General features: G+C 61.8%; 21 protein-coding genes. 12 read left to right on the top strand and 9 right to left on the bottom strand.

Annotation, left to right across the window (positions count from 1 at the left end):
- Positions 1–17 precede the first annotated feature (17 nt).
- From gyrB to HMPREF1316_RS12370, 6 genes are all read right to left on the bottom strand, one after another.
- Positions 18–2,012 carry a DNA topoisomerase (ATP-hydrolyzing) subunit B gene (gene gyrB, locus HMPREF1316_RS12395; RefSeq protein ID WP_021727463.1) on the bottom strand — a complete coding sequence of 665 codons (1,995 nt, stop codon included), beginning with the start codon at positions 2,010–2,012 and terminating at the stop codon, positions 18–20.
- Positions 2,013–2,436: 424 nt separating this feature from the next.
- Positions 2,437–2,997, bottom strand: coding sequence for a hypothetical protein (locus HMPREF1316_RS12390; RefSeq protein ID WP_021727373.1), 561 nt, complete (start codon positions 2,995–2,997; stop codon positions 2,437–2,439).
- Positions 2,978–4,057 (bottom strand): DNA replication/repair protein RecF, encoded by a 1,080-nt coding sequence (gene recF, locus HMPREF1316_RS12385; RefSeq protein ID WP_307392409.1) that lies wholly within the window; start codon positions 4,055–4,057, stop codon positions 2,978–2,980. Before recF ends, HMPREF1316_RS12390 begins: the two co-directional genes overlap by 20 nt.
- 23 nt (positions 4,058–4,080) lie before the next feature.
- Positions 4,081–5,184, bottom strand: coding sequence for a DNA polymerase III subunit beta (gene dnaN / locus HMPREF1316_RS12380; RefSeq protein WP_021727374.1), 1,104 nt, complete (start codon positions 5,182–5,184; stop codon positions 4,081–4,083).
- 247 nt (positions 5,185–5,431) lie between these two features.
- Complete coding sequence (locus HMPREF1316_RS12375; protein WP_021727363.1) at positions 5,432–6,919, bottom strand: DnaA ATPase domain-containing protein; 1,488 nt, start codon at positions 6,917–6,919, stop codon at positions 5,432–5,434.
- A gap of 136 nt (positions 6,920–7,055) precedes the next feature.
- The gene (locus HMPREF1316_RS12370) at positions 7,056–7,871 is read right to left on the bottom strand and encodes an ATP-binding protein (RefSeq protein WP_232204541.1); all 816 of its coding nucleotides are present in this window, start codon (positions 7,869–7,871) and stop codon (positions 7,056–7,058) included.
- 452 nt (positions 7,872–8,323) lie between these two features.
- Here HMPREF1316_RS12370 and rpmH point away from each other — a divergent pair, with 452 nt between their 5' ends.
- From rpmH to HMPREF1316_RS12325, 9 genes are all read left to right on the top strand, one after another.
- A complete protein-coding gene (rpmH, locus tag HMPREF1316_RS12365; RefSeq protein ID WP_021727380.1) occupies positions 8,324–8,458 on the top strand; it encodes a 50S ribosomal protein L34 in 135 nt (44 codons plus the stop codon).
- Between the two features lie 4 nt (positions 8,459–8,462).
- On the top strand, positions 8,463–8,792 hold the full coding sequence (rnpA, locus tag HMPREF1316_RS12360; protein ID WP_040652580.1) for a ribonuclease P protein component: 330 nt from the start codon (positions 8,463–8,465) through the stop codon (positions 8,790–8,792).
- Positions 8,789–9,016: a membrane protein insertion efficiency factor YidD gene (gene yidD / locus HMPREF1316_RS12355; protein WP_021727362.1), complete on the top strand. Its 228-nt coding sequence runs from the start codon at positions 8,789–8,791 to the stop codon at positions 9,014–9,016. The genes rnpA and yidD overlap by 4 nt, the downstream gene beginning before the upstream one ends.
- Before the next feature lie 33 nt (positions 9,017–9,049).
- Positions 9,050–9,811, top strand: a complete 762-nt coding sequence (locus HMPREF1316_RS12350; RefSeq protein WP_021727475.1) for a YidC/Oxa1 family membrane protein insertase — start codon at positions 9,050–9,052, stop codon at positions 9,809–9,811.
- A gap of 12 nt (positions 9,812–9,823) precedes the next feature.
- Entirely contained in the window at positions 9,824–10,426 is a 603-nt protein-coding gene (locus HMPREF1316_RS12345) for a Jag family protein (protein WP_021727417.1), read from the top strand.
- 97 nt (positions 10,427–10,523) lie between these two features.
- Positions 10,524–11,246 (top strand): 16S rRNA (guanine(527)-N(7))-methyltransferase RsmG, encoded by a 723-nt coding sequence (rsmG, locus tag HMPREF1316_RS12340; RefSeq protein WP_084620993.1) that lies wholly within the window; start codon positions 10,524–10,526, stop codon positions 11,244–11,246.
- Positions 11,247–11,354: 108 nt separating this feature from the next.
- A complete protein-coding gene (locus HMPREF1316_RS12335; RefSeq protein WP_021727358.1) occupies positions 11,355–12,155 on the top strand; it encodes a ParA family protein in 801 nt (266 codons plus the stop codon).
- The gene (locus tag HMPREF1316_RS12330; RefSeq protein ID WP_021727440.1) at positions 12,148–13,023 is read left to right on the top strand and encodes a ParB/RepB/Spo0J family partition protein; all 876 of its coding nucleotides are present in this window, start codon (positions 12,148–12,150) and stop codon (positions 13,021–13,023) included. Before HMPREF1316_RS12335 ends, HMPREF1316_RS12330 begins: the two co-directional genes overlap by 8 nt.
- Complete coding sequence (locus HMPREF1316_RS12325; protein WP_021727405.1) at positions 13,013–13,255, top strand: hypothetical protein; 243 nt, start codon at positions 13,013–13,015, stop codon at positions 13,253–13,255. Before HMPREF1316_RS12330 ends, HMPREF1316_RS12325 begins: the two co-directional genes overlap by 11 nt.
- 86 nt (positions 13,256–13,341) lie before the next feature.
- On the opposite strand, the gene rlmN is transcribed toward HMPREF1316_RS12325, so the two are convergent.
- Positions 13,342–14,403, bottom strand: coding sequence for a dual-specificity RNA methyltransferase RlmN (gene rlmN / locus HMPREF1316_RS12320; RefSeq protein WP_021727352.1), 1,062 nt, complete (start codon positions 14,401–14,403; stop codon positions 13,342–13,344).
- A gap of 110 nt (positions 14,404–14,513) precedes the next feature.
- Here rlmN and HMPREF1316_RS12315 point away from each other — a divergent pair, with 110 nt between their 5' ends.
- Positions 14,514–15,488 (top strand): D-alanine--D-alanine ligase family protein, encoded by a 975-nt coding sequence (locus tag HMPREF1316_RS12315; protein ID WP_021727393.1) that lies wholly within the window; start codon positions 14,514–14,516, stop codon positions 15,486–15,488.
- A 19-nt stretch (positions 15,489–15,507) separates the two neighbouring features.
- A complete protein-coding gene (locus tag HMPREF1316_RS12310) occupies positions 15,508–18,432 on the top strand; it encodes a helicase C-terminal domain-containing protein (protein ID WP_021727469.1) in 2,925 nt (974 codons plus the stop codon).
- Between the two features lie 13 nt (positions 18,433–18,445).
- Here HMPREF1316_RS12310 and HMPREF1316_RS12305 read toward each other — a convergent pair whose 3' ends face one another.
- The gene (locus tag HMPREF1316_RS12305; RefSeq protein WP_021727410.1) at positions 18,446–19,384 is read right to left on the bottom strand and encodes a helix-turn-helix transcriptional regulator; all 939 of its coding nucleotides are present in this window, start codon (positions 19,382–19,384) and stop codon (positions 18,446–18,448) included.
- Positions 19,371–20,339 carry a helix-turn-helix transcriptional regulator gene (locus HMPREF1316_RS12300; protein ID WP_021727425.1) on the bottom strand — a complete coding sequence of 323 codons (969 nt, stop codon included), beginning with the start codon at positions 20,337–20,339 and terminating at the stop codon, positions 19,371–19,373. Before HMPREF1316_RS12300 ends, HMPREF1316_RS12305 begins: the two co-directional genes overlap by 14 nt.
- A 186-nt stretch (positions 20,340–20,525) precedes the next feature.
- On the opposite strand from HMPREF1316_RS12300, the gene HMPREF1316_RS13475 reads away from it, so the two are divergent.
- Complete coding sequence (locus HMPREF1316_RS13475; protein WP_021727448.1) at positions 20,526–23,513, top strand: M28 family peptidase; 2,988 nt, start codon at positions 20,526–20,528, stop codon at positions 23,511–23,513.
- Positions 23,514–23,545: the final 32 nt, after the last annotated feature.

Raw genomic sequence — 23,545 nt, 5'->3', positions numbered from 1 at the left:
ACGTGGCATTCCCCCCGTTAGATGTCAAGGAAGCGGGCGTCCTTGGCATGGCGCTCGATATAGTTGCGACGGTATTCCACCTGAGTGCCCATGAGATGAGAGACGGCGACCGCCGCCTTTCCGGCATCCTCGATGGAGATGCGCTGTAGGATGCGGCCCTTGGGATCCATGGTGGTGTCAGCGAGCTGCTGGGGATCCATCTCCCCCAGGCCCTTATAGCGCTGGACGCTGTACTTGCGTCGCCTACCCTCCACATCGATGGGCACATGCTCGTCGATTGCCTGTTTGAGCAGCACCTCCTCGGGTGTCTTGCTGTCAGGGTACACGTAGTGGATCCTCTTGCCCACCTTCACGCCAAAGATCGGTGGGCAGGCCGAGTACACATAGCCCGCATCAAGGAGGGGGCGCATGTACTTGTAGAAGAAGGTCATGAGCAGGATGCGGATGTGCGCCCCATCGACGTCGGCATCGGTCATGATGATGATCTTGTGGTAGCGGGCCTTGGAGAGGTCGAAGTCTCCCCCCTCACCACTCGCGGTGGTCACGCCCGTCCCTATGGCCGTGATGAGCGCCTGGATGGTGTCGGAGCTGAAGGCCCGGTGATCGCCCACGCGCTCCACGTTGAGGATCTTGCCGCGCAGGGGCAGGATCGCCTGGATGTCACGGCGGCGGCCATCCTTTGCCGAACCACCGGCCGAGTCGCCCTCCACGATGAAGAGTTCGGTCATCGTGGCGTCGCGCACGGAGCAGTCGGCCAGCTTGCCCGGCAGGGCCGCGCTCTCGAGAAGGCCCTTGCGTCGCGTGGCCTGACGGGCCTTCTGGGCGGCGAGGCGTCCCTTGGCAGCCTGGGAGGCCTTCTTGAAGATCTCCTTTGCCTGGTTGGGATGCTCCTCGAGGTAGTCGGATAGCCCGTTGGCCACGATCTTGTTCGTGAGGCCACGCATGTAGGAGCTGCCCAGCTTGGCCTTGGTCTGTCCCTCGAACTGCGGATCGGGCAGCTTGACCGAGATGACCGCCGTCATGCCCTCGCGCACGTCGTCGCCCGTGAGGTTGGCGTCCCTCTCCTTGAGCAGCTTGTGGCTGCGGGCGTAGTCGTTGATGGTCTTGGTGAGGGCCGTGCGGAATCCCTCGAGGTGCATGCCACCCTCGTCGGTGTAGATGTCGTTGGCGAAGGACATCACCGTCTCGGAGAACGCGGAGGTCCACTGCAGCGAGACCTCGACCTCGCCCTTCTTGTCGACGGGCACGTCGGGGTCGCTCGTGCCCTCGATGTAGATGGGCTTGGAGCACCCCGGCAGGATGGTCCTGCCCTCGTTGAGGAACCTCACGAAGTCGATGATGCCGCCGGAGTAGCAGAACTCGTCCACGCGCGGCGTCAGCTCGCGTTCGTCCGTGAGGACGATCTTGAGGTTCTTGTTGAGGAAGGCCGTCTCCTGCAGGCGGTCATGCAGGGTATCGTAGCTGAACGTGGTGGTCTCGAAGATCTCCTCGTCGGGCCAGAACGTCACGGTGGTGCCGGTGGCCTTGGAGGTGCCTATCCTCTTCATCTTGCTGGTGGCCTTGCCGCGCGAGAACTCCATCTGATAGATGCCGCCATCACGCTTGACCGTGGCGACGAGCCGTTTGGAGAGGGCATTGACCACGGAGATGCCCACGCCATGCAGGCCTCCGGAGACCTTGTAGGCCGCGTTGTCGAACTTGCCACCGGCGTGCAGGATGGTCAGGACCACCTCCAGTGTGGGGATCCCCTTCTGGGGGTGCTTCTCCACGGGGATGCCACGACCATTGTCCTCGACGGTAATGGAGCCATCCATGTGGATGGTGACCTTAATTCTCGTGCAGAAGCCAGCCATGGCCTCGTCCACGGAGTTGTCCACGATCTCCCATACCAGATGATGCAGGCCAGAGGCAGAGGTGGTGCCGACATACATGCCCGGGCGCTTGCGCACGGGATCAAGCCCCTCGAGGACCTTGATCTCGTTGCCGCCGTACTTGTTCTCGTTCCTTGCCACGTGTTTCCTTCCTCGGATGACACAGAGGGGTCTGGCCACGGAGGGAACCAGGACAAGGGAGGCATGCCGCGCGTCCGGATGGCTGCATTCCATCGGTATGACCAGACCTATTGATTTTAAGCCATATGGGCGGCTTAAACCATGCCAAAACGTCCGGACACAAAGTATTCTCTTGTCAAAACTGGCAGATATCTTTTCAAAGCCACTGAGAGGCTTGTATTTAGCCCATTCGACACGTGCCCGTGTATGGGACGAACCAGCGTCTGCACACGTGACTATCTTGCCATGCCGCACACACCAGCCCCCGCGACACCCAGTGGGGCAGGCTGGCGATCGGGGTGGCGACCCGGTCCCCTGCATGCGTATGCCACGACACGGATGTCCCCGGAACCGCGGCCGGAGGCTGCCCATCGGAGCGGCCAGCCTATGAGCCATCCCGTTGGAGGCTTGCCGTCATGGCATGTCGGGCAGCATCTCTCAGCCTGGGAGGGAGCACCGACACCTCCTGTTCGACGCGCTCCTCATCCTCTGGCGAGAGGGCCACCCTCCTTACGTCGCGCGTGCCGTCCGTGTCCTCGCGCCTATGGCTGCGGGGACGGAAGGGCCGTCTGTTGAGCTTGAACTCGATGGCCGTCACATCGAATCCGACTTCGTGCAGGCGTATGCGATAGACCTCCCGGTTGGCACTAAAGTCGCTCAGGCGGGCATGGGTGTCCACGTACACCCCGAGGATGAGGCCATGTGTGGCGTTGGCGGCGTGGCGCACGTATACGCCCGTGGTATGTGTGCGCTCGACCTCGCCGTTCGCAACATTCCATGCCCAGCCTGCCCGCTGGGCCTCCCCCATCTTCGACCACATGTCATGGGAGATCAGTCCCTGCATGAGCGTCGCAGGGGTCTCCACGGAATGCGACGGCATCTCCTCCTGTAGCACCTCGCGCAGAGCCTCTTCCGTATCATCCGTATCAGAGCGATAGGCCAACATGCACCACCCTTGCCTTGGTGAGGAGCTCCTGTGGAAAGTATCCCAGATTGGTGGTGGTCACCACCGTCTGCACACCACCCTGTACGAAGCGCGTCATGGTCTCCCTGCGTCGAGCATCCAACTCGCTCATGACATCATCAAGCAGCAGGAGCGGCGCCTGGCCCACGATCTCGTGGGCCAGGCGGACCTCCGCCATCTTCCAGGCGAGGACGATGGAGCGCTGTTGCCCCTGGCTTCCAAAGGATCGCACGTCGCGGTCGTCGATGCGGAAGGCCAGCTCGTCACGCTGGGGGCCGACCGTCGTCTGCTGGCGCCGAAGCGATTCTGGACGCGTCCTCTCAAGCGCATCTGCCAGCCTTTCGGCGAGGGTATCCCTCGACAGTCCCACCAGCTCCTCCTCGGCACCAAGCGAGGACCTATAGGTGCACGTCAGTCGCTCGCCCGGGGCAATCTCGCCATAGGCGGCGACGAGGTGGCCCCTCAGACGGCAGAACAGCCGCAGACGGGCTGACAGGAGCGCCGCACCGCCAGCGGCCACGGATGCGTCCCAGGCGGCGAGCATGGAGAGGTCCGGACGATCCTCCTTGAGGAGATGGTTGCGCTGCTCGATGGCGCGCTGGTAGGCGACCGACAGGCGACCATACCCACGGTTGGCCTGGCGGCCAAAGCCATCCAGCTCGTCTCTGCGCCAGGCGGCACCGCGCTTGACGAACGAGAGGTCGTCAGGGTTGAACAGCACACTCATAAGCGTCTGGGGGACGTCGGCGGCGGCGCACTTCTTGCCGTTGCGCGCGAAGCGCCTCCTTCCGTCCGCCACGCACACCGCCATGTCCACCACACGGCCATCTCCCGTAAGAGCCAGGGCCGCTCGGGCGGACGTGGCCCCCTCGCGAACAAACTCCGCGGCATGTGGCCTTCTGAACGAGCTGCCTGCCGTAAGCAGCTGCAGCGCCTCGACGACATTGGTCTTGCCTACGGCATTCTGGCCATGGAGGATGGTCATGCCTGGGGAGACAGCGAGCTCCAGGTGCCCGAAGTTCCTCCAATCATCAAGGGTCAATGTGGAGGCAGCAAGACCCAAGGCTACATCCTCACGGGCATGAGCAGATACAGGTAGTTGATCCTCCCGTACGATTTGAAGATGCCTGGTTGCATGGTGCTCTGAAGCTCAAGCGTGATCTGCCTCTCATTGGATGCCGCATTGACGCAGTCAAAGACATAGTGGTAGTTGAGGGCGATGGCGACGCTCTCTCCGGTCACCTCCACGGGCAAAAGCTCGGTCGACTCACCCTGGTCGGGCGAGGAGGCCGAGAGCTTCATGACCTTGCCATCGGCATCGATGTCAAAGCGGACGGATGGGTTTGCCAGCGCGATGACGGACACGCGCTTGAGCGCGGCGGAGAAACCCTCCACGTCAATGGTCACCGACGTGTTGCATGAGGAGGGAAGGAGCTGCTTGTAGTTGGGGAAGGTGCCCTCGATCCTGCGTGCCACATAGGTCGTGGTGCCAAACGAGAACACGACCTGGCTCTGTGTCGTCCCAATGAGGATGCGCCCCTCCAGGGAGGGCATCGTGAGCACCTCATGCAGGGTGGTGCCGGCCACGAGAGTGACGAACTCCTCCTCTGAGGTGCTCGTCTCGGTGTTGGAGTCACAGATGGCCAGGCGGTAGGAATCGGTAGCCACCAGACGGATGGTGTTGTCCACGACGGAGAGGAGCACGCCCCCCAGCACCGGTCGCGAGCTGTCCCTCGACGTGACCCGATAGACCTTATCGACCATCCTGGTAAGCAGATCGCTTGGCAGCTCGATGGAGCGCTCGAGCGAATACTGGGGAAACTCCGGGAAATCCGAGGACTCGAGGGTGTTGAGACGGAAGGTCGACTTCTCGCAGGTGATGGTCAGCAGGCTCCCCTCATCTCTGAACGTGACGGCCGCGTTGGAGAGCGTCTTGACGATGTTGGCGAGGATCTTGCCCGAAACGACCACCTCTCCCTCCTCCTCCACGTTTGCCGGTGTCTCGTGACGGATGGAGATGGTGAGGTCGGTCGCCTCGAGGGTGAGGGTACCCTGCCGTACCTTGAGGTAGATGCCAGAGAGGATGGGGAGCGTCGAGTTCGACGCCATGCCCTTGCCGACGATGGAGAGGGCCTGCTCGAGTGACGACTGACTGACGGAGAACTTCATGAGGTGCCTTCCATCGTGATCCCATATCTAATAGTAGCTATCTATATATAAGGATAGTAGTACTAATAAGGTCTGTCGAAATGTGAATAACCGAGGGGATGTGCTGGTCAGCGCTGCGTTATTCCCCTCTCGTCGTTCATCGTCCCCTCACCATAGCCAACACGGCCTCCCGTGTCGAAAACTCCTTCTACATCGAGAGGCCGGTTATGAACGCGTTTCGACACGGACTGCACCAACTTGTCTCCATTTAGCTCTTGGCGATGATGCTGTCCTTGATGCTCTCGAGGTGATCGAGGAAGATCCGGTCCTCCTTGCGCGTCGTCTCGACCCACTTGATGCTGTGCTTCACGGTGGCGTGGCTCCTTCCGCCAAAGCGCTTGCCGATGTCGGCGAGGGTGTTGTCCGTCAGCTCGCGCACGAGCCAGATGCATACGTGTCGCGGCTCGACAACCTCCTTGTTGCGCTTGGCGCCAACGAGGTCATCGTGGGACACATCATAGTAGCTCTCCACTGCCTTCTGGATCTGCTCGATGGAGATGGTGCGCTGGGCACTGGGCCATTTTGCGGCGGCGATTCTTATGATGTCATCCCTGCCAAGGTCCTGCCCCTTCTCGCCCAGGCGCGTGGCATTGATGATGCAGGTCTGCACGAACCCCTCCATGGTGCGGATGTTGGTTCCCGCGCGCTCGGCCATGAGCCGTCGCATCTCCTTGGAGATGGTTCCGGACATGCCCCCGATATGCTCGCACTCGGCATCCTGCCTCATGCGCTCATAGAAGGTGTTGATGAGGTTGAGCTTGAGCTCATAGTCGGGTACCTGGATGCTTACGGTCACCCCTGAGTCCATGCGGCTCGTCTCGCGCTCGTCGAACTTGCTCTCCCCCATCCCCAGCTGGAGGGGCGAACGGTCGGCGGCGAGGACTATCTGCTTGCCACGTGCCATGAGGGCGTTGAACGTCTCGAAGAAGAAGCGAATCGATCCCGCCGCGGTGCTCATGTTTTGCACGTCATCGATGATGAGCACGTCCACGCTCTGGTAGTTGGTGGAGAGCGCGCTTCGGGCCGAGGTCTCCTTGTCGTTCCAGGCTATGCGGTAGTCCTCCACGAACTCCGCGGCGGTGCGGTAGGAGCAGGCCCTGCTCGAGTCGTTGAGGACGATGTAGTTTTGGATGGCCCTCAGGAGGTGCGTCTTGCCGAGGCCGCTCTTACCGAAGATGAAGAGGGGGTTGTACCCCTTGTTCTCACCGTTGGCCACCTGCTTTGCCGCCTCGAAGGCAAGCATGTTCTCCTCTCCGGCCACAAAGCGCTCGAACGTGAGCTTGCTCTCGCGTACGGCGGCGGGGTCATCGAGCAGCGTGGAGAGGTTGGGTGCCATGGGCGTCGCTGCGGCGGCGCCGGATGTGGCGGTGACAGCTGATGTCTGGAGGTGCTGTGCCTCGGCCTGGGTTATCTCGTTCGAGATGCTTGCCTTGGGCTCCCGTGCGCGCGCCGTCAGCTCCACGACAAGGTGGACGGGTTGGAACGCCGCCTCTTCGAGCAGGCGCTCGATCGTGTCGCTCTCGCGTTGGATGCGCATGCGCGCGAACCCGAGCCCCGTGGAGATGGTGAGGGTGTCACCACTGAAGTCCTCCACCTCGCAGCTCTTGAGCATCGCAATGGTCGCTGGCTGCATGTTCGTTGCCTCGATGAGGGTGAGGGCATCCGCCCAGAGCAGTTGTCCGTCTTCCTTGGCCATGTACTCCCTATCTGCCCGCCTCGTTGCGTGACGCCCGTCTCACACATGTTGAAAACTGGGGCACCAGTATATGATGAAAACTCGATCGAGGGTTGCGGCGTCCTGAGTTTGTGCCCTTGGCTTGTCGTGTGGTGGCCTAGGGGAGGTTGAGGATGGCCCGTCCCGAGGCGGTGAGGAAGCGCTTCTGCTGGCCCGTGCGCTTGGCGACGAGCCCCATCTCCTCCAGGCGCTGGAGCTCCCGCGACCAGGTTGGCTGTGATCCCGCATAGGTTCTCGCGAGGTCCGTGGGACCAACGCTCTCATGCGTGGTCAGCCAGCTGAGGATCGTGCGGCCGCGGGCGCTCAGCTCGATCGGTGCGGGAGCCGGGGAGAGGGGTCGTGGCTGTGCCTGCCGGGAAGTCGCCGCATCCTGTGCCCGTGGCTGCCAGGCGACCTGCTGTCCCGTGGTCGCAGCCTGCTGTGCGGTCCGGGTGGGCGGCTGGCCAAGGGCCTGCGCCCTCCCACCTCCTGATACGGTTGGGGCCTTCGCGCAGATTGTCACCACTGCTCCGCCGGCTATGTTGTCCTCGATCGTGAGCGAGCCGCCCTTGTCCTGCATGTACTGATGGACATAGGGCAGGCCCGACCCCACGCCGCGGATGTACTGCCTCATCTCCTCTGTGGCGGAGGTCGTCCCATATTCGAGCGCCCGCTCCTTCTCTTGGATCCCTGGTCCCTGGTCGCTGAAGCGAATGGTGTTGCCATCCTCGAGGATGCTGATGGTCGGCTGTTGGAAGTATGAGTGAATGAAGTTCTCGACGACCTCGCGGATGACCATGAAGGGGATGCTGCCCCCCTGTTCCTTGGCAAGGCGCGAGACGGTTGCCGTTATCTCCTCGAGATAGTCGCGAACGCCCTTTGGCCCGATGATCACCACGCGTGGCGCGGTCGCGGCATCATCATACACAGCCACACGAGCTGGGTAGTCGACATGAAGCGAGGGAGGGTCGGGGGTGGCGGGAGAGGCCGGATGCTCCTCTACGAATGGATAGAAGTCTCTTGTCACGCCGAAGCATCCCCTCGCCACTCTTTCATCATTGATGAAAACATTCGTTCATGAATAGATATGGATGAATGTTTTCAACACTGGTGAAACATCGTTCATAACTCCATGCCGATTCGAGGAATGGGATGAATGATTCTACCATTACCCGGGTCGTCCGGGCGCAGCCATCCCCGTATTCATTCATGCCATCGGCGGGATGGTGAATGAGGATGGCGCGCCCCTTGTGCTCGATGGCCGACGGTCACGGATGAATTGTGTGACCTAGCTGTCCTTTAGTTGACACATCCCACGGGGCGCCTCTACAATCTTATGGCTTGTTGGCACCATTTTTGACGACACCGTCCCAGGAGGGGTTACACATGAAGCGTACCTATCAGCCCAACAAGAGGAAGCGTGCCAAGACCCATGGCTTCCGTGCCCGCATGGCATCCAAGGCCGGCCGCGCCGTCCTCTCGCGTCGTCGCGCCAAGGGCCGCAAGCAGCTGACCGTCTAGTCTCATGACGGGGACCATCAAATCCAGAAGTGAATTTGAGAGGGTCTTCTCAAACGGACGGCGCATGAGCCATAGACTCGTGCGCATGACAGTGCGTTCAGGTGACAAAGGCGACTGGGGGAAGGTCGCCTTTGTTGCTCCAAAGAGACTGGGCACGGCGGTGTTCCGGAACAGGTGCAAGAGGGTGCTCCGCGAGGCCGCTCGACAGAGTGGCCTTCCCATGAAGGGAGCGGATGTCATTCTCTTTGCGACGCGTGACACGCATGACTGCACCCCACAGGAAGTTGCGTCCGCGCTTCGGTCTCTCGTCGAGAAGGCTGGTGTTCGCTCGTGAGCAGGGATGGTGTCGTCCAGGCGGCGCTCGTACGGGGTGTGAGACTCTATCAGGATACGATCTCTCCCCTGTTCAAATCCCATTGTATCTACGAGCCCACCTGCTCCGAGTATGCGCTCGAGGCGCTTGAGCGCCATGGTGTGCGTATGGGCTGCTGGCTCGCCCTCAAGCGGATCTTGCGCTGCCATCCGTTTCATCATGGCGGGTACGATCCCGTACCCTAATGATCAAAGGTCACCTACCTAACCGGAGGAACCATGTGGGATTGGTTTGTCAATCTGCTCACCAGCATCCTGGCTGGCCTCGCAGGCTTCACGAATGACTGGGGCCTTGCCGTCATCGTGCTCACCTTCATCATCCGTGTGCTTCTGACGCCGCTCATGACGCGCTCAACTGCGTCATCCGCTCGCATGCAGGCCCTCCAGCCAAAGATGAAGGAGATTCAGGACAAGTATGCCGATGACCCGGCGCGCATGAACGAGGAGATGCAGAAGTTCTATTCCGAGAACAAGTTCAATCCTCTTGGTGGGTGCCTGCCGGTCATCTTGCAGGTGCCGATCTTCTTCGCGCTGTTCACGGTTGCCCGCAACGTTCCCACCGACGCCCACTTCCTGGGGATCATGCCCTCCATCTCAGTGTCGGTGTCCGACATGGTCGGTTCGGTCGGACTCGTGGGCGCCTGGGTGTACATCCTCTTTGATGTGGCCTTCGGCGTGCTGACGCTCATCCCCATGGTGATGAACCTCAAGAACACCCCTAACGAGCAGCGGAGCCAGTCGCTTCTCATGGGTATCGTCATGGCTGTCATGATGTTGTGGTTCGGCTGGGGCGTCCCTGCAGCCGTCCTGTTGTACTATGACACGTCTGCCGTGTGGCAGGTCATTCAGCAGAAGGTCGTCACCCAGCGTGTGATGGACAAGGTCAAGGCAGAGACCGAGGCCAAGCTCGAAGCGCAGGGCGCGCAAGTTGAGGTCGTGCGCAAGGAGCATAAGCCTCGCCCTAAGAAGAAGTCCAAGTAAAAGGAGGCTCATATGAATAACGAACATATGTTCGATTCTGAGACTGAGTCTTATGATGTGGATGTCCAAGATGATGTCACTTCCTCATCCGATGACTCCTTCGCCGAGATCAAGTCACGGTACGAAGGAGATCAGGGTCTGACGGACGTGGACGTCGATGCCATTGCCGACCTTGCCGTGAGCTACCTGCGGTCGCTGCTCTCCTACTTTGGTGAGGAGAACGTCTCCGTCGATGAGTATGACGGAGACGATGGCGAGCTCATCCTGGACATCAGCGGTGGAGATCTTGCCGTACTCATAGGGCGGCATGGGCGGACGCTTGATGCCTTGCAGATGATCGTGAGTTCCTACCTGAGCAATCGCCTTCACTTCCACTACCCCATCATAGTCGACATCGAAGGATATAAGACAAGACGCAAGGACAAGCTGGTATCCTTGGCCAAGACCGCCGCCAATCGCGCCTGCAAGCTGCAACAAGACGTGTGCATGGCTCCCATGAACGCCTATGAGCGCCGTATCGTTCACCTTGCTCTCGTTGACGATGGGAACGTCTCCACGCACTCTGAGGGCAAAGAACCGCAGCGCCGTGTGATTGTGACATATATGCGCAGCTAGTCCAATCAGATCAACTGCTGGTACTCTGAGGAGAGACGCTGTCTCTCCTCCTTTTTGTCAAGAATGGTTGAGTCATAAATTTCTGTCTGAGGTGACGATGAATAGTCTCGAGGAACTTCTGCGTATGTCCGTCTCATATGATGTCCCGTTGTCACTCGACCAAGCAGAGCTCGTGCTCCGACATCTAAACCTTGTGATTGAGAAGAATGGGGTTCTCAACCTCACGCGGATCGATTCGATCAGTGAGGGGATCGTAAAGCACATCCTTGACTCCCTGCTCTTCATGAAGGGTATTCCTCAGACCATATCCAGTAACGACCATGCCCAGTTCGTCGATGTGGGAACCGGAGCGGGCTTTCCGGGAATACCCTTGGTCGTCATGGGTGCCTGGCGGGGGCTTCTCATAGATTCCGTTGGAAAGAAGTCTAGGGCAGTACGTGAATTCGTAGAGGAGCTGGGACTCAGACATAGGGTGAGCGTCGAGACTATTCGCGCTGAAGACCTTGCACGCAGTAATCCTCTGTGTTTTGACGTGGTCACCGCACGGGCCGTCGCAGAGATCTCAGTCCTCCTCGAGTATGCCTCACCACTTCTGAAACGCGATGGGCTGCTTGTCTGCTCGAAGGCACACGTTCCTGACACAGAGCTCCGTCATGCCAAGCAAGTTGCCCCACTCTGTGGTTTTCATCATGTTTTACGTGAAACCTTCGAACTACCTCTGGACATGGGGCATCGAGAGATTCTGAGCTATAAGAAGACTGGTGCAGCAACGGTAAGGCTTCCACGACAGGCTGGCATGGCAAAGCATATGCCCTTATAGGAACGGTCACATACCTTCCTCCTGTCGTCTCATGAGGTACATCTCCTGTATGATGGGAGCAGCTTGATCGAATGCATAGGTAGATCATTCTAATTCGAGGGGGCATCTGTGGACTACAAGGAAGTAAAACGGGGCTATCCAGATCGTCCGGCCCATGTCATTTCAATCATCAATCAAAAGGGAGGTGTCGGTAAGTCAACGACGGCCGTGAACCTCTCGGCATATCTGGGTGAGAATAGGAAGAAGGTTCTCGTTCTCGACTTTGATCCACAGGGCAATACGACAAGCGGTTACGGAATAGACAAAGAGGGACTTGATGCGGATGTCTATGATGCCCTCCTCCATGACTATGAAATCGAGAATCTCATCATTCCGACATGCCAAAACTATGTGTATATGATTCCTGCGACGATCCAGCTCGCTGGCGCAGAGATCGAGCTTGTAAGTAAGGTTTCACGTGAAACAATCCTCAAAGGAATACTGGATCCTATCCGAGACGACTTTGATTACGTCTTCATAGACTGTCCGCCATCCCTCGGCCTTTTGACGGTGGACGCTCTTGTTGCATCCGATTCACTCCTGATTCCGATACAGTGTGAGTTCTATGCGCTGGAAGGTGTGACGAAGCTTCTGGAGTCCATGAAGATGGTCCGTGGCAACCTCAATCCGGACCTCGATGTGTTTGGCGTTCTGATGACGATGTATGACGGCAGAACGACACTCTCAAAGCAAGTCGTGGAGGAGGTACGAAACTACTTTGGGAACAGGGTGTTTAAGACCGTCATTCCACGAAGCGTCAAGCTTTCAGAGGCGCCATCACACGGCGTCCCCATCAACCTCTACTCACGTATCAACAAGGGTGCCGTTGCATACTCCAAGCTCGCAAAGGAAGTGATGCGCCGTGGCTAGAAAAGGGGGACTCGGCAAGGGGTTAGAGTCACTCATGGGAGGAGCGGACGCCGAGATAGCGGCCGTTGCCCCTGACACGTCCATCGCATTGGACAAGATCAAACCCAACAAGAACCAGCCGCGCAAGAACTTTGATGAGGAAAAGCTCCATGAGCTTTCTGACTCCATCCAACAGAATGGTGTCATTCAGCCCATTCTGCTTCGCAAGTCTGGAACGGGCTATGAGATCGTTGCGGGCGAGCGCCGTTATCAAGCGGCAAAGTTGGCTGGATTGAAGGAAATACCAGCCGTAGTGCGCGATATCTCCGACAGTGAAGTGTTCCAGATCGCACTTATCGAAAACCTGCAGCGCACCGATTTGAATCCCATCGAGGAGGCTCAGGGGTATGAGAAGCTCATCAGGGACAATGGGTTTACACAAGAGCAGCTTGGTCATGTGCTCTCCAAGTCACGATCGGCCATAGCCAACACACTGAGACTGCTTGACCTGCCTCAGACCGTGCAGGATATGATGGCGGAGGGAGTCCTTACTGCCGGTCATGCACGTGCGATCCTTGCCGTGGCAGGTGACGAGCAGAGAGAGAAACTTGCCCAGAGGGTTCTCCACGATGGGCTGACCGTCCGACAGACAGAACGTCTTGCCCCACTATTTTCTGGCACGAAGACGCCTAAACCCGTACGTGAACCTACTCCCGGCTCATTCAGACGTGCTGCACGGCAGCTTCGTCTCGCGCTTGATACGAATGTTCGGGTAAAGCACGTGCGCAACAAGAACAAGATCGAAATCGAATTCTCCGACGAGGATCAACTGGCGGAGCTGGTTGCCAGACTCCTTAAGGCGAGGATGGAGGATCCCGATGAGGAGTAAAGGGAGACTTATCCTCACAGGCGTGCTTGTGGGGACGGCAGTGGCAGCCTATCGACTCCTGCTTACCGACGATGCCCGTGAGAACCTGAGGAGTGCGGTCATGACGGTTGTGGATGGCTATGGGAGGGTGTCCGACGCACTGGGTATACGCCGCTCGTATGCAGATGAGGACGAGGTGCTCGCCCGTAACCGCGAGGAACTCAGGCAGGAATGGGAGAGTGTAGGATTCTAGTTGCCAGTGCATGCGACTCTAAGGGGGGCGGTGACGAACACTTGTTCGTCACCGCCCCCCTCCCTCTCTCTGGACGCAATGGGCGGCTACCTCAACATGCGACCAGCGTTCTGCCTGAGCTGTCCGCAGGCCGCATCTATGTCAGAGCCACGCGAGGCCCGGATGGTGGCTTCGACACCGACGCTCACAAGGCGGCGCACGAACTCTTGCGTCTTCGCATCCGAGGACGGTCGGAACTTCGAGCCCCTGACGTCATTGAGCCTGATGAGGTTGACGTGTGCGAGATTGCCGCGGCAGAAGTCGCACAGCGCGCCAATCTCATCCTCCGTGTCGTTGACACCCTTGATGAGCGCATACTCGTAGGTCGGTCGCCGCCCCGTCTTGTCGACGTATTCGCCCATGATGTCATAGAGGTGCATGAGGGAGTACTTCTTGACGCCTGGCATGAGCAGGTCGCGTGTGCGCTGCACGGCGGAGTGAAGCGAGACGGCGAGGGTGAACTGCTCTGGCTCGTTGGCAAAGCGCCTGATCATGGGGATGATGCCGCACGTGGAAACCGTCAGGTGGCGCGCGCCAATGCCTGTGCCATCGGGGGAATTGAGCCTTCTGAGCGCCGCGAGCGTTGCATCGTAGTTGGTGAAGGGCTCGCCCTGTCCCATGAGCACCACGCTCGTCACACGGCGGCCAAAGTCGTCGCGTACATGCATGACCTGCTCGTAGATCTCCCCAGCTGTGAGGGAGCGGGTGAGGCCGGCAGTCCCCGTCGCACAGAAGGCGCACCCCATGCCACAGCCAGCCTGACTGGAGGCACAGACGGCAAGCTTGCCCGCCGATGGCATGCCCACGCACTCCACGGTGGTGCCATCCTCAAGGCGTAGCAGGTACTTATGGCTACCGTCCTGCGAGACCTGACGCGCGACCTCGGTGACGGAGTCAAGGGTGACACGGCGTGCCAGCTCGGCCCTCAGTCCCTTGGGGAGATTGGTCATGTCATCCAGCGACGAGGTGTTCTTGTTCCACACCCAGTCCTCGATCTGCCTGGCCCGAAAGCCTGGTTGTCCAAGTTTTGCGAGGAGCTCCACGAGCTGGCCATGGGTCAGGGCATGGAGGTCCGTACGCTCGCGGGAGGCTCTGTTGGCGTCTTGCATGTCCGTCAGTCCTTGCTCGCTGTTCACCGGTGAGGTGGAGTATCCTCAAAGTCGACGAGTGCTCGTCGATGAGAGTCTAGCGTACCTCACCTGAGCAATAAGGAGCCACCATGGCAAAGCCCGAGCTAACGCAGAACAAGGTCGCCATCCTTGCCGGCGGCTGGTCCGATGAGGCCCCCATCTCGATGGAATCGGGCAGAAATGTCGAGAGGGCCCTGCATGAGGTCGGTTTTACCCAGGTGGAGGTTCTGAACGTGGCGGATGACGGCTTTGTCACCACGCTTGCCAACGGCGGCTACGACGTGGCGTTCGTCGCCATGCACGGCCACTATGGGGAGGATGGCTGCATCCAGGGCCTTCTCGAGATACTGCACCTTCCCTACACGTTCTCGGGCGTGCTTGCCTCGGCCGTGGCGACCGACAAGTCCGTTGCCAAGACGGTGTGCTCCGCGGCAGGCATCACGCTTCCTCGGGGCATGACGGTCGCGCATGACGCCGTGCTTACCCCGAAGGACGTCAGCACCCTTGAGGACACGCTCGGCTACCCCATGTTCGTCAAGCCTGCCTCCAACGGCTCCAGCTTTGGCGTGAGTCGCGTGACGGCCGCCCGCCAGCTCCAGGATGCCGTGGATAGGGCAGGGGCCGGGGGGGATGACGTGCTCATCGAGGAATGCATCGAGGGCATCGAGATCACGGTGCCGGTTGTGGGGACCGCCAAGCCCTATGCCCTGCCCATCGTGGAGATCGTCTTCGATGCGGACTTCTACGACGTCACGGTCAAGTACGAGGCGGGCGCACTGCATCATGTGATTCCCGCGCGCCTGCCCGAGGATGTCTATCGTCGTGCCGAGGAGATGGGCATCGCCGCCCACAAGGCGCTCGGTTGCCGGGGCGTCTCACGGACGGACCTCATCGTCAAGGACGACGGAACGCCGGTCATGCTCGAGACGAACATGGTTCCTGGCATGACGGAGCGGAGCCTCCTGCCGGACGCGGCGGCCCGCGCGGGCATCGGCTTCCCCGAGCTCTGCAAGCGGTTCGTCCAGGACGCGCTGGACGAGTGCGACGCACGGACGCCACGATAGGCATGGGGCGAAGCACGGCATGCAGCTAGAGGACCTTCTCCTTCCCGACATTCCCGCGAGCACGAGGAATGCCTATCTCGGCCTTTCCGCGCGTGCGGAGGTGGTGGACTTTGGACCCTTGGAGGACGGTGTCATCGTGCTCGACACCGAGACCACGGGACTCTCGTTCAGGGACTGCGAGCTTATCGAGATCGCCGCCGCACGGCTGGAGGGGCGCGCCGTGATGGGGCGCTATCACACCTTCGTGAACCCGGGGCAGCCCATACCCCCGGAGATTGCGCGCCTCACGAACATCCGTGACGTGGACGTGGCCGATGCTCCCACACCGCGCGAGGCGGTCGCTGGCCTGTCCGACTTTGTGGGCGGCATGCCTGTGATCGCGCACAATGCCACGTTCGACCGCACGTTCATCCAGAAGGCCGCCGGTGGCTCCTCCGTGAGCGATCTGTGGATTGATTCCCTGGCGCTCTCGCGCATTGCACTGCCCTGCCTGAGGACGCATCGACTTTCCGACATGGCCATGGCATTTGGTTGTGACGGTGTCACACACCGTGCCATGGATGACGTGGACGCCCTCTGTGGCATGTGGCGCATCATCCTGCTTGGTCTCTCTGACCTGCCCTCGGGGCTTCTGTCCCTTCTGGCGGGCATGCATCCTGAGGTCGACTGGCCCTATCGTCCCGTGTTCTCTCACATCGCGAACATGGGTTCCACCGAGCCCTTCTCCCTCCGTGACATGCGCCTCAGGCTTGGGATGGAGGCATCGGGAGGCCGTGGGCCCAAGCGCGACGCCGCCGACGCCGCCTCGCCGCCCACGGCTCCGGCCCCGGAGGAGGTAGAAACGGCATTCAAGCCTGGCGGCGTGGTCTCCTCCCTGTATGAACGCTACGAGCAGCGCCCCGACCAGCTCTACATGGCACAGGAGGTCGCCAGGGCCCTGGGAACCTCCACCCATCGTGCGATCGAGGCGGGGACGGGGGTTGGCAAGTCCATGGCCTACCTCCTTCCCGAGGCGTTGCTTGCCAAGCGCAACAACGTGACCGTGGGCGTCGCGACGAAGACGAACGCCCTGGCGGACCAGCTTGTCACCCAAGAGCTGCCCGCACTTGACCGCGCCCTGCCGGGAGGCGTGAGCTTTGCAGGTCTCAAGGGCTACGAGCACTATCTCTGCCTGCACCGGCTGGAGCTCGCGACTGCCCTGGACCTTCCCACGCAGGCCGCCTGCGATGGCGGGCGTTCGATGAGGACCGTGCGATCCGACATGCTCACGGCGTTGGCGGTGAGCTATGCCTATGCCTGCCAGATGGTCCATGGGGATCTCGATGCCCTGGGGATCCGCTGGCGCAACGTGCCGCGCTCCATGCTCACGGTGAGGGCCACCGAGTGCCTGCGCGCCATGTGCCCCTTCTTTCCCAAGGAGTGCTTCGTGCATGCGGCGCGGCGGCGCGCCGCGGCATGCGATGTCGTCGTGACGAACCATGCCCTGCTCCTGTGCAACGTGGACATGGAGGGCAAAATCCTGCCACCCATACGCCATTGGGTGGTGGACGAGGCCCACGGCTTCGAGCAGGAGGCCCGCCGCCAGTGGGCGCGTGAGGTTTCGGGGGAGGCGGTTCGCAGGGGCTTCGAGACGCTGGGGACCACGAGGGCCGGCATCATCCACACGCTTATGGGGGAGGCATCATCGTTGGAGGGCTCCGCTCTCCTTCTACGACTTCTGACGAAGACCTCCTCCTGCGCGGCGCGCGCGTCCGTCTCCATGGGCGAATTCTTCCTCCACCTACATGATCTTTCCGGTCTCGTCACGGGTGGGGGCTATGAGACGCTCACTCTGTGGGTCGATGGCGCGGTTCGCAAGAGTGGTGAGTGGCGGGTCCTGTATGAGGCGTTCAAGGCCGCCGAACAGCGGCTCTGTGAGCTCGCGAAGGACATTGGCGAGGCGCAGGAGGCCATTGGGGGCAGCTCGGCCAAGCTTGCGACCGACCTCGGCGAGGTAGGACGCTTCTCGACGGAGCTGCTGGATACCATGCGGCTCATCATGGAGGGCACGGACGAGAGCTACGTGTACTCTGCCGAGCTGAGCCGTGCGAGGCGCGCCGTGGGCGTCGAGCGTCTGGTTGCGGAGAAGCTTGACATCGGTGCCGACCTTGCCGAACGCTGGCTGCCTGAGATGGAAAGCGTGGTCTTCACCTCTGCGACCATGGCGGTGGGGGAGAGCTTCGCCCACTTCGACCATGCCGTGGGACTCGACCGGCTTCCTGCGAGCGAGCATGGGGACGTGCGCCTAGGGTCGAGCTTTGACTTCGGGGACCACATGTCGGTGGTGATCGCGCGTGACATGCCGCAGCCCAACGACGCGCACTACCTGGAGCGCCTCGAGGGGCTGCTCTTTGACGTACACGTTGCGATGGGCGGCTCCACCCTCACGCTCTTCACTAATCGTAGGGACATGGAGCGCCTGTACGGCGCGCTTCAGGCGCGCCTTGCGCGGGAGGGCATCGACCTGCTGTGCCAGAACCGAGGCGCATCCCCACGCCGCCTGCGGGAGCAGTTCATGGCTCACACGTCGACCTCGCTCTTTGCCCTGCGCTCGTTCTGGGAGGGGTTTGATGCCGGGGGAGACACGCTGCGTTGCGTCGTCATTCCCAAGCTGCCGTTTGCCAGTCCCCAGGATCCGCTGGTGAGGGAGCGCGAGCTGCGCGAGGATCGCTCATGGTGGCGCCATTCGCTGCCCGAGGCCGTCATCTCCGTCAAGCAGGCGTCGGGCCGCCTCATACGAAGCGTCACCGACACAGGCGTCCTCGTGCTGGCGGACTCCCGTCTGGTGAGCAAGCGCTATGGCAGGCAGTTCACAAGCTCGCTTCCCAATCCCGACGCAATGCAGGTGGAGTGTGACAACGTGGGCCGCCTCATCAGGCTGTGGCGCTCCTCGCGCGAACGTTGACAACGCTGATGGCCTAGCGGCTCATAGCCTGCCTCTGCGTCGTGGCATAGGCCCGTACCCGCCGAGCAAGCTGCTGGTCATCGATGGTCACGGTGTCGCCGCAGGCGGCAAGGTGCCTCACGAGCCAATCGCCCCCAAAGTAGGGTATGGTTGCCGTCACGACGCCCGAGGCTTCCTCTACGGCACGAATCTCGAGCCGAGGCCAATCGAGCTCCCGCAGTGGTGCGCCGGGGGCAAAATGCAGCGTGACCGTCATCGATGTGGTGACGTCGTCGCCTTCGGGGGCCGATCCGTAGATGTGCCTCCCTACCTGTGCCTCGCTCATGCGGTCGAGGCGGAACATGCGTGTCCCGGCACGGTCGATGTCATAGGCGTCAAGGTACCAAAGGCCGTCCTGCGGGCGAAGCTCCTCGGGCCACACGTGGCGAAGCTCAGGCTCCCCTTGGGGCTTGTGGTAGGCAAACGAGAGCTCGCGCATCTCGGCGATTGCCTCGGCACAGATGGCAAGGGTGCTGGATGAGGCGAGCTCCCTACCGAGCAGCGCAAGGAGCTCGTGCGTGGACGTTCGCGAGGGCCTCCTTGCCCGCTCAAGACGGGCAAGGAGGCCCTCCTCCCCAACGCCCATCGTCCTCAGCGCGGCGATGATCGCCTGTGTCTCCAGGGGGGTCAGCGTGAGCGCATATCCCCGTACGCCACCACCAAAGGCCATGTCCAGGGAATCGGCCCTTCCCTCCTGGTCATCCACCAGCAGGGGAAGCCCGATCCCGTCCGAATCCCTCAGGGCAAGAAGACTCTCGAGCAGCTCCCGGGCATGCTCGCGCGTGCAGCCCAGGCGCCTCACGATGCCCTCCGCATCGATGACGCTCCCCTTCCCATCGAGTGCCGAGAGAAGGGCGAGCAGTTCGGCGGTGACGTCCGTCCCCCTTCTCCTGCCCCGTCTATGGGCACACACGGGACGCCTCCTCGAGCACATGGTCATACGCGGTCACAAGCCCCTGTGGCGCCGTGGGCACGAGACCGGTGGCGATGGCCCACCGCGCCGCACACTGGATGTCTGCCACGTTCGTCTGCCACCTGCCGTCCGAAAGGAACGTCCCTTTGGACGAGAGTCGCGCGGCGAGGCTAGGATCGGGGGCCTCGGGAAGTCGGAACGTTGCCTCCGCACAGGTGGCACCCAGCTGGAAGGGCAGCAGGCACCAGTCCCGTGCGTCAAAGTCCATGGGAATGTCGTATGCCGCCGGACTTCCGATTCCCTGTACCTGCGTGAAGCGGTCGAGGCGATAGATGCGGGGTCTGTGGTTGGGCCGCTGCCGTGTGCGGGCCACGAAATAGGCATGGTCGCGCAGGGTGAAGCTTCCCAACAGCTCGAGGTCGCGCGTAGTGGTCATCCCCCCGGCGTCCGTGTAGACCGCACGCACCGTCTGACGTCTCGAGAGGCAGGAGACCAGCGTCCGTGCCGTCTCGTTGTGTACGCGAACGGCGGGATATGCCACGGCATCCTCGGCAAAGTAGCGATCGATCTTGCGCAGCGCACTCCCAAGCTCGGTCGCATAGGGAAACTCTTCATCGCTTGCGAGAGAACGGCACACCACGTCCACGACGAGCGCGTCCCGTTCGGAGAGGGCGACCCCCTCCACCAGGCTTTGGCTGCGGTCGACCTGCCAAAGGGACACGCCGTTCGCATCCCTGCCCACCTCGCACACAACGAAGCCCATCGTCTCAAGCCTCTGGCGGTCTCGCTCAAAGGCCCTCTGAAAGCTCTTCGACCGCGTGTCCGGATAGTAGGCTTCGTGCAGCATTGTGGAGGAGAGGGGAGTCCTGCTGTTGGAGAACTCCAGCACGAGGCCTGCGAGCCGTTGGGCCGTGAGGTACGTCTTGGAGGTGCCTGCGTCACCAGATGCTGTCATATGCGCCCCCAAGCTCTTCCAATGGCGTGCGAGGTCACTATCGCGCCCGACCATGCCTCGCGCGGGGTCTCGCGTCCGCCTAGGGCGTAAGGATAGTGGCCGCGCGGCAAAGTTGTTGCGATAGACGTATAATTCACGGTCAGACCGCTCTACCAACCTGCAGTCTAGGGCAAAGGAACAAAGAGCATGGCATCGACGCGCAACTATCTCAACTACCTCAATGACCAGGTTGACATCGCACCTGCCAACAGCCAGGAGGAGCTTGACGCCGCCCACCTGGTGAAGGAGCTGATGGACGAGCACGGACTTGACACCACGCTTCAGGAATTTGACATGCCCGTGGCAGGGGACCTTGCGCACAGCATCGTCTATCTCCTGCTGTTCGTGGGCATCGTCCTCGGTGGCGTGCTGGGCTCGGCCGCGGGCGCCATCGGCAGGGTCATCGTGCTCGTGGGCATCATCCTGCTTGCCCTGCGCTTTGGTGGCTATGACATCCTAGCCAATCTGGGACCCAAGGCACGCAGCCAGAACGTCATCGGTGTGCATCGCGCCTCGGGACCCCTGGTGGTCAAGGGCAACCGACCGATCGTGATCGTCGCCCACTACGACACACCCAACGAGGGCCTGCTGTGGCGGCGGACGCTCGTCCGCTATCTGCCCGCGCTCAAGCGCTCTGCCTTCTGGTGCGTGTTCATGGTTGCGACGTGCTGTCTCTTCCAGGTGATGGGCTTCCTTCCCGCACCGGCGCGCCACGTGTTCTGGATCATTGGCATCGTGGCGTCCCTGCCGCTTCTGGCCATTGGCGTCAATGACGTGTACGAGCGCTTTGCGCCCTGTACGGAGGGTGCCAACGACAACAAGGCCGCCGTTGCTGCCATGCTCGGGGTCCTGGACAAGATTCGCCCCGGCACCGACGAGGCACAACGATGGGCGCAGGCACATCCCCATGCGGCCATTGCCTCACCCACTGTGCGGGATGATACGGGGGGCGAGGAGGGCCAAGCTTCCTCGACCGAGGATGGGAACGCCGCCCCACCTGAAGCAGGCACCGAGACGGAGGGGGATGCGACTCACGTCTACTCGCCCGGCACCATCCAGATTGATGCCGACTGGGTGGATGGGCGCAAGGTGTCGCACGAGGGCGCGGAAGGCCTACCCACCATGTTCGGAAAGGTGCGCGAGGGTGCGACGGGCATGCTTAGGCGCATTCGCGAGGCAACGACCCATGAGGGGATCGATGACGAGGCTCCCGACACGCCCAAGCCGGATGACGCGACGAAGGGCGAGGGGGCGCCTGCCATCCTGACGCCTCTTGAGGAGATCGAGCCTGCGGTCGCGGAGACCATGGACGAGACAGCACCAGCGCCCGAGGAGGCCGCTGCGCCCGAGGAGATGCCCGGGCCCGAAGACGAGCAGGCCGAGCCCGAGGTGCCCGAGCACGAAGAGCCCACGGAACCCGAAGAGCCCACGTCCTCCGAGGCTCCCATGGTGAGCGCGTCCGAGCCCATCGGCACCGCCGAGCCAGAGCCACCGGCAGAGGGTGGGCCCACGCAGGTCTCAGCGCCATCCATCCCCCCCATCCATAAGCTTGACCTCACCGCGTCCCAGTCGGTGCGACGTGGTGCGGCGTTCATCGAGCGCCTCAACATCCTTCCCAAGGATTGCGAGATCGTCTACGACCTGCCGCCCGTTCCTGACCTTGATCTTTCGACATTGCCGGAGGTCCCCGAAATTCCTGACTTCTCCGTAAAGGACTTCCTTGAGCCCGAGCCGGAGCAGGAGGAGCCGCAGCCGGAAGAGGGCGTGGGGGTCGAGGAGCCGGCGCACCATACCGGCTATGCACCATCCTTCCTGGACAACGGGTACACGCGCCGCGCCGCCGAGGAGCGTGCGGGCGAAGGACGCCCCCATGTGCCTGAGGTGCAGGAGGGATATGGGGACGATGGCCTGTCCGGGGAGCCACATGCACATGCCCAGGCCCGCCGGGAGAGAACCCATGAGCTTCTCGAGAGCGTCCCTGTTCCCGAATATGAGGCGCTTGAGGACGAGGGGGAGCATGCGCCGAGCATAGGCCGGCGGATCCGCGCGTTCTTCGCGGGGCTCGATCGGCGTCAGCCCCAGGACGACGAGCCTCTTGATGACGCTGACATCGCCGTGCTCGAGCTGCTGGAGGATGATGGGGCACCCGACGACGCCACCGAGCGGGAGGGTGCGGGCTCGTCCGAGGACGCACCCTCCGGAGGGGGCCCCGTCTCGGACACTGCCGCGATGGACGCTCCGCACGAGGACCTTGGCACCATCGGTGACCTTGATACCAGTGGTCTTCATGTCCAGGACGACGAACCGTCCGGTCCCGCCGAGCGCACATCGCGCCCCGAGGGCGTCGAGGATCCCAACTGGGGCAAGGCCGAGTATGCGCCCCAGGTCTCCTCGACCGCCCGTCGTGCCGTGCTCTTTGACCTCCCCGATCCCGCCCAGGCCCCAAGCGACCCGCTTGCGGCGTCCGAGGGAGCCGAGGGGGAGGATCTTGACTCTACGGAGCCGACCCCGCGAGCTCGAGAGAGGAAGCTGAGGAACGATACGCGCCCCAGTCACGACGCCGATCATCCCAGCCACTGGAAGGGTGGTGCGACGACCCGTTCCGACCTTCGTGTGGTCGAGCGGAACGCCGCCGACGAGCCCGATCAGGAACGCGAGCGCGAGGCCGTGCTTGGCATGGGTGATGACGAGCTGATCGCACATGACGTGTGGTTTGTGGCAACGGGTGCCTCCGAGCTCAACCATGCCGGCATGAGGGAGTTCCTGGCCGAGTACCGCAAGCAGGCGCGCGGTGCCTTCATCGTCAACCTGGAATGCATCGGTGCCGGCGACCTGACTCTGCTCACCTCCGAAGGCGCGTCGGTGCCTCGTCGTGCCGACCGTCGCATGGTGCGCCTGCTGAGCACCATTGCGTCCGACCTGCACATAAGCCTGGCCAAGAGGCGTCATGACTGGGCTGAGACGGACGCGTACAGCGCCCTCCAGTCGTCCATGCGCGCGATGACCGTCATGGGCATGAGCGAGGCCGGCACCCCTGCCAACGCTCATTCCGCCGACGATACCGCCGCCAACGTCGATGCGGCGCAGGTGGTGGACGTCACCGAGCTGGTGGCCGAACTGATCCGTCGCTCATAGGGATGTGGGGAGGGGGCCATGCGCAGAGGCCG

Source organism: Olsenella profusa F0195 (assembly GCF_000468755.1).
In the GTDB taxonomy this organism is placed as follows: domain Bacteria; phylum Actinomycetota; class Coriobacteriia; order Coriobacteriales; family Atopobiaceae; genus Olsenella_F; species Olsenella_F profusa.
The sequence above is the reverse complement of the archived record's forward strand: the minus strand, read 5'-3'. Positions and strand labels throughout refer to the sequence as shown.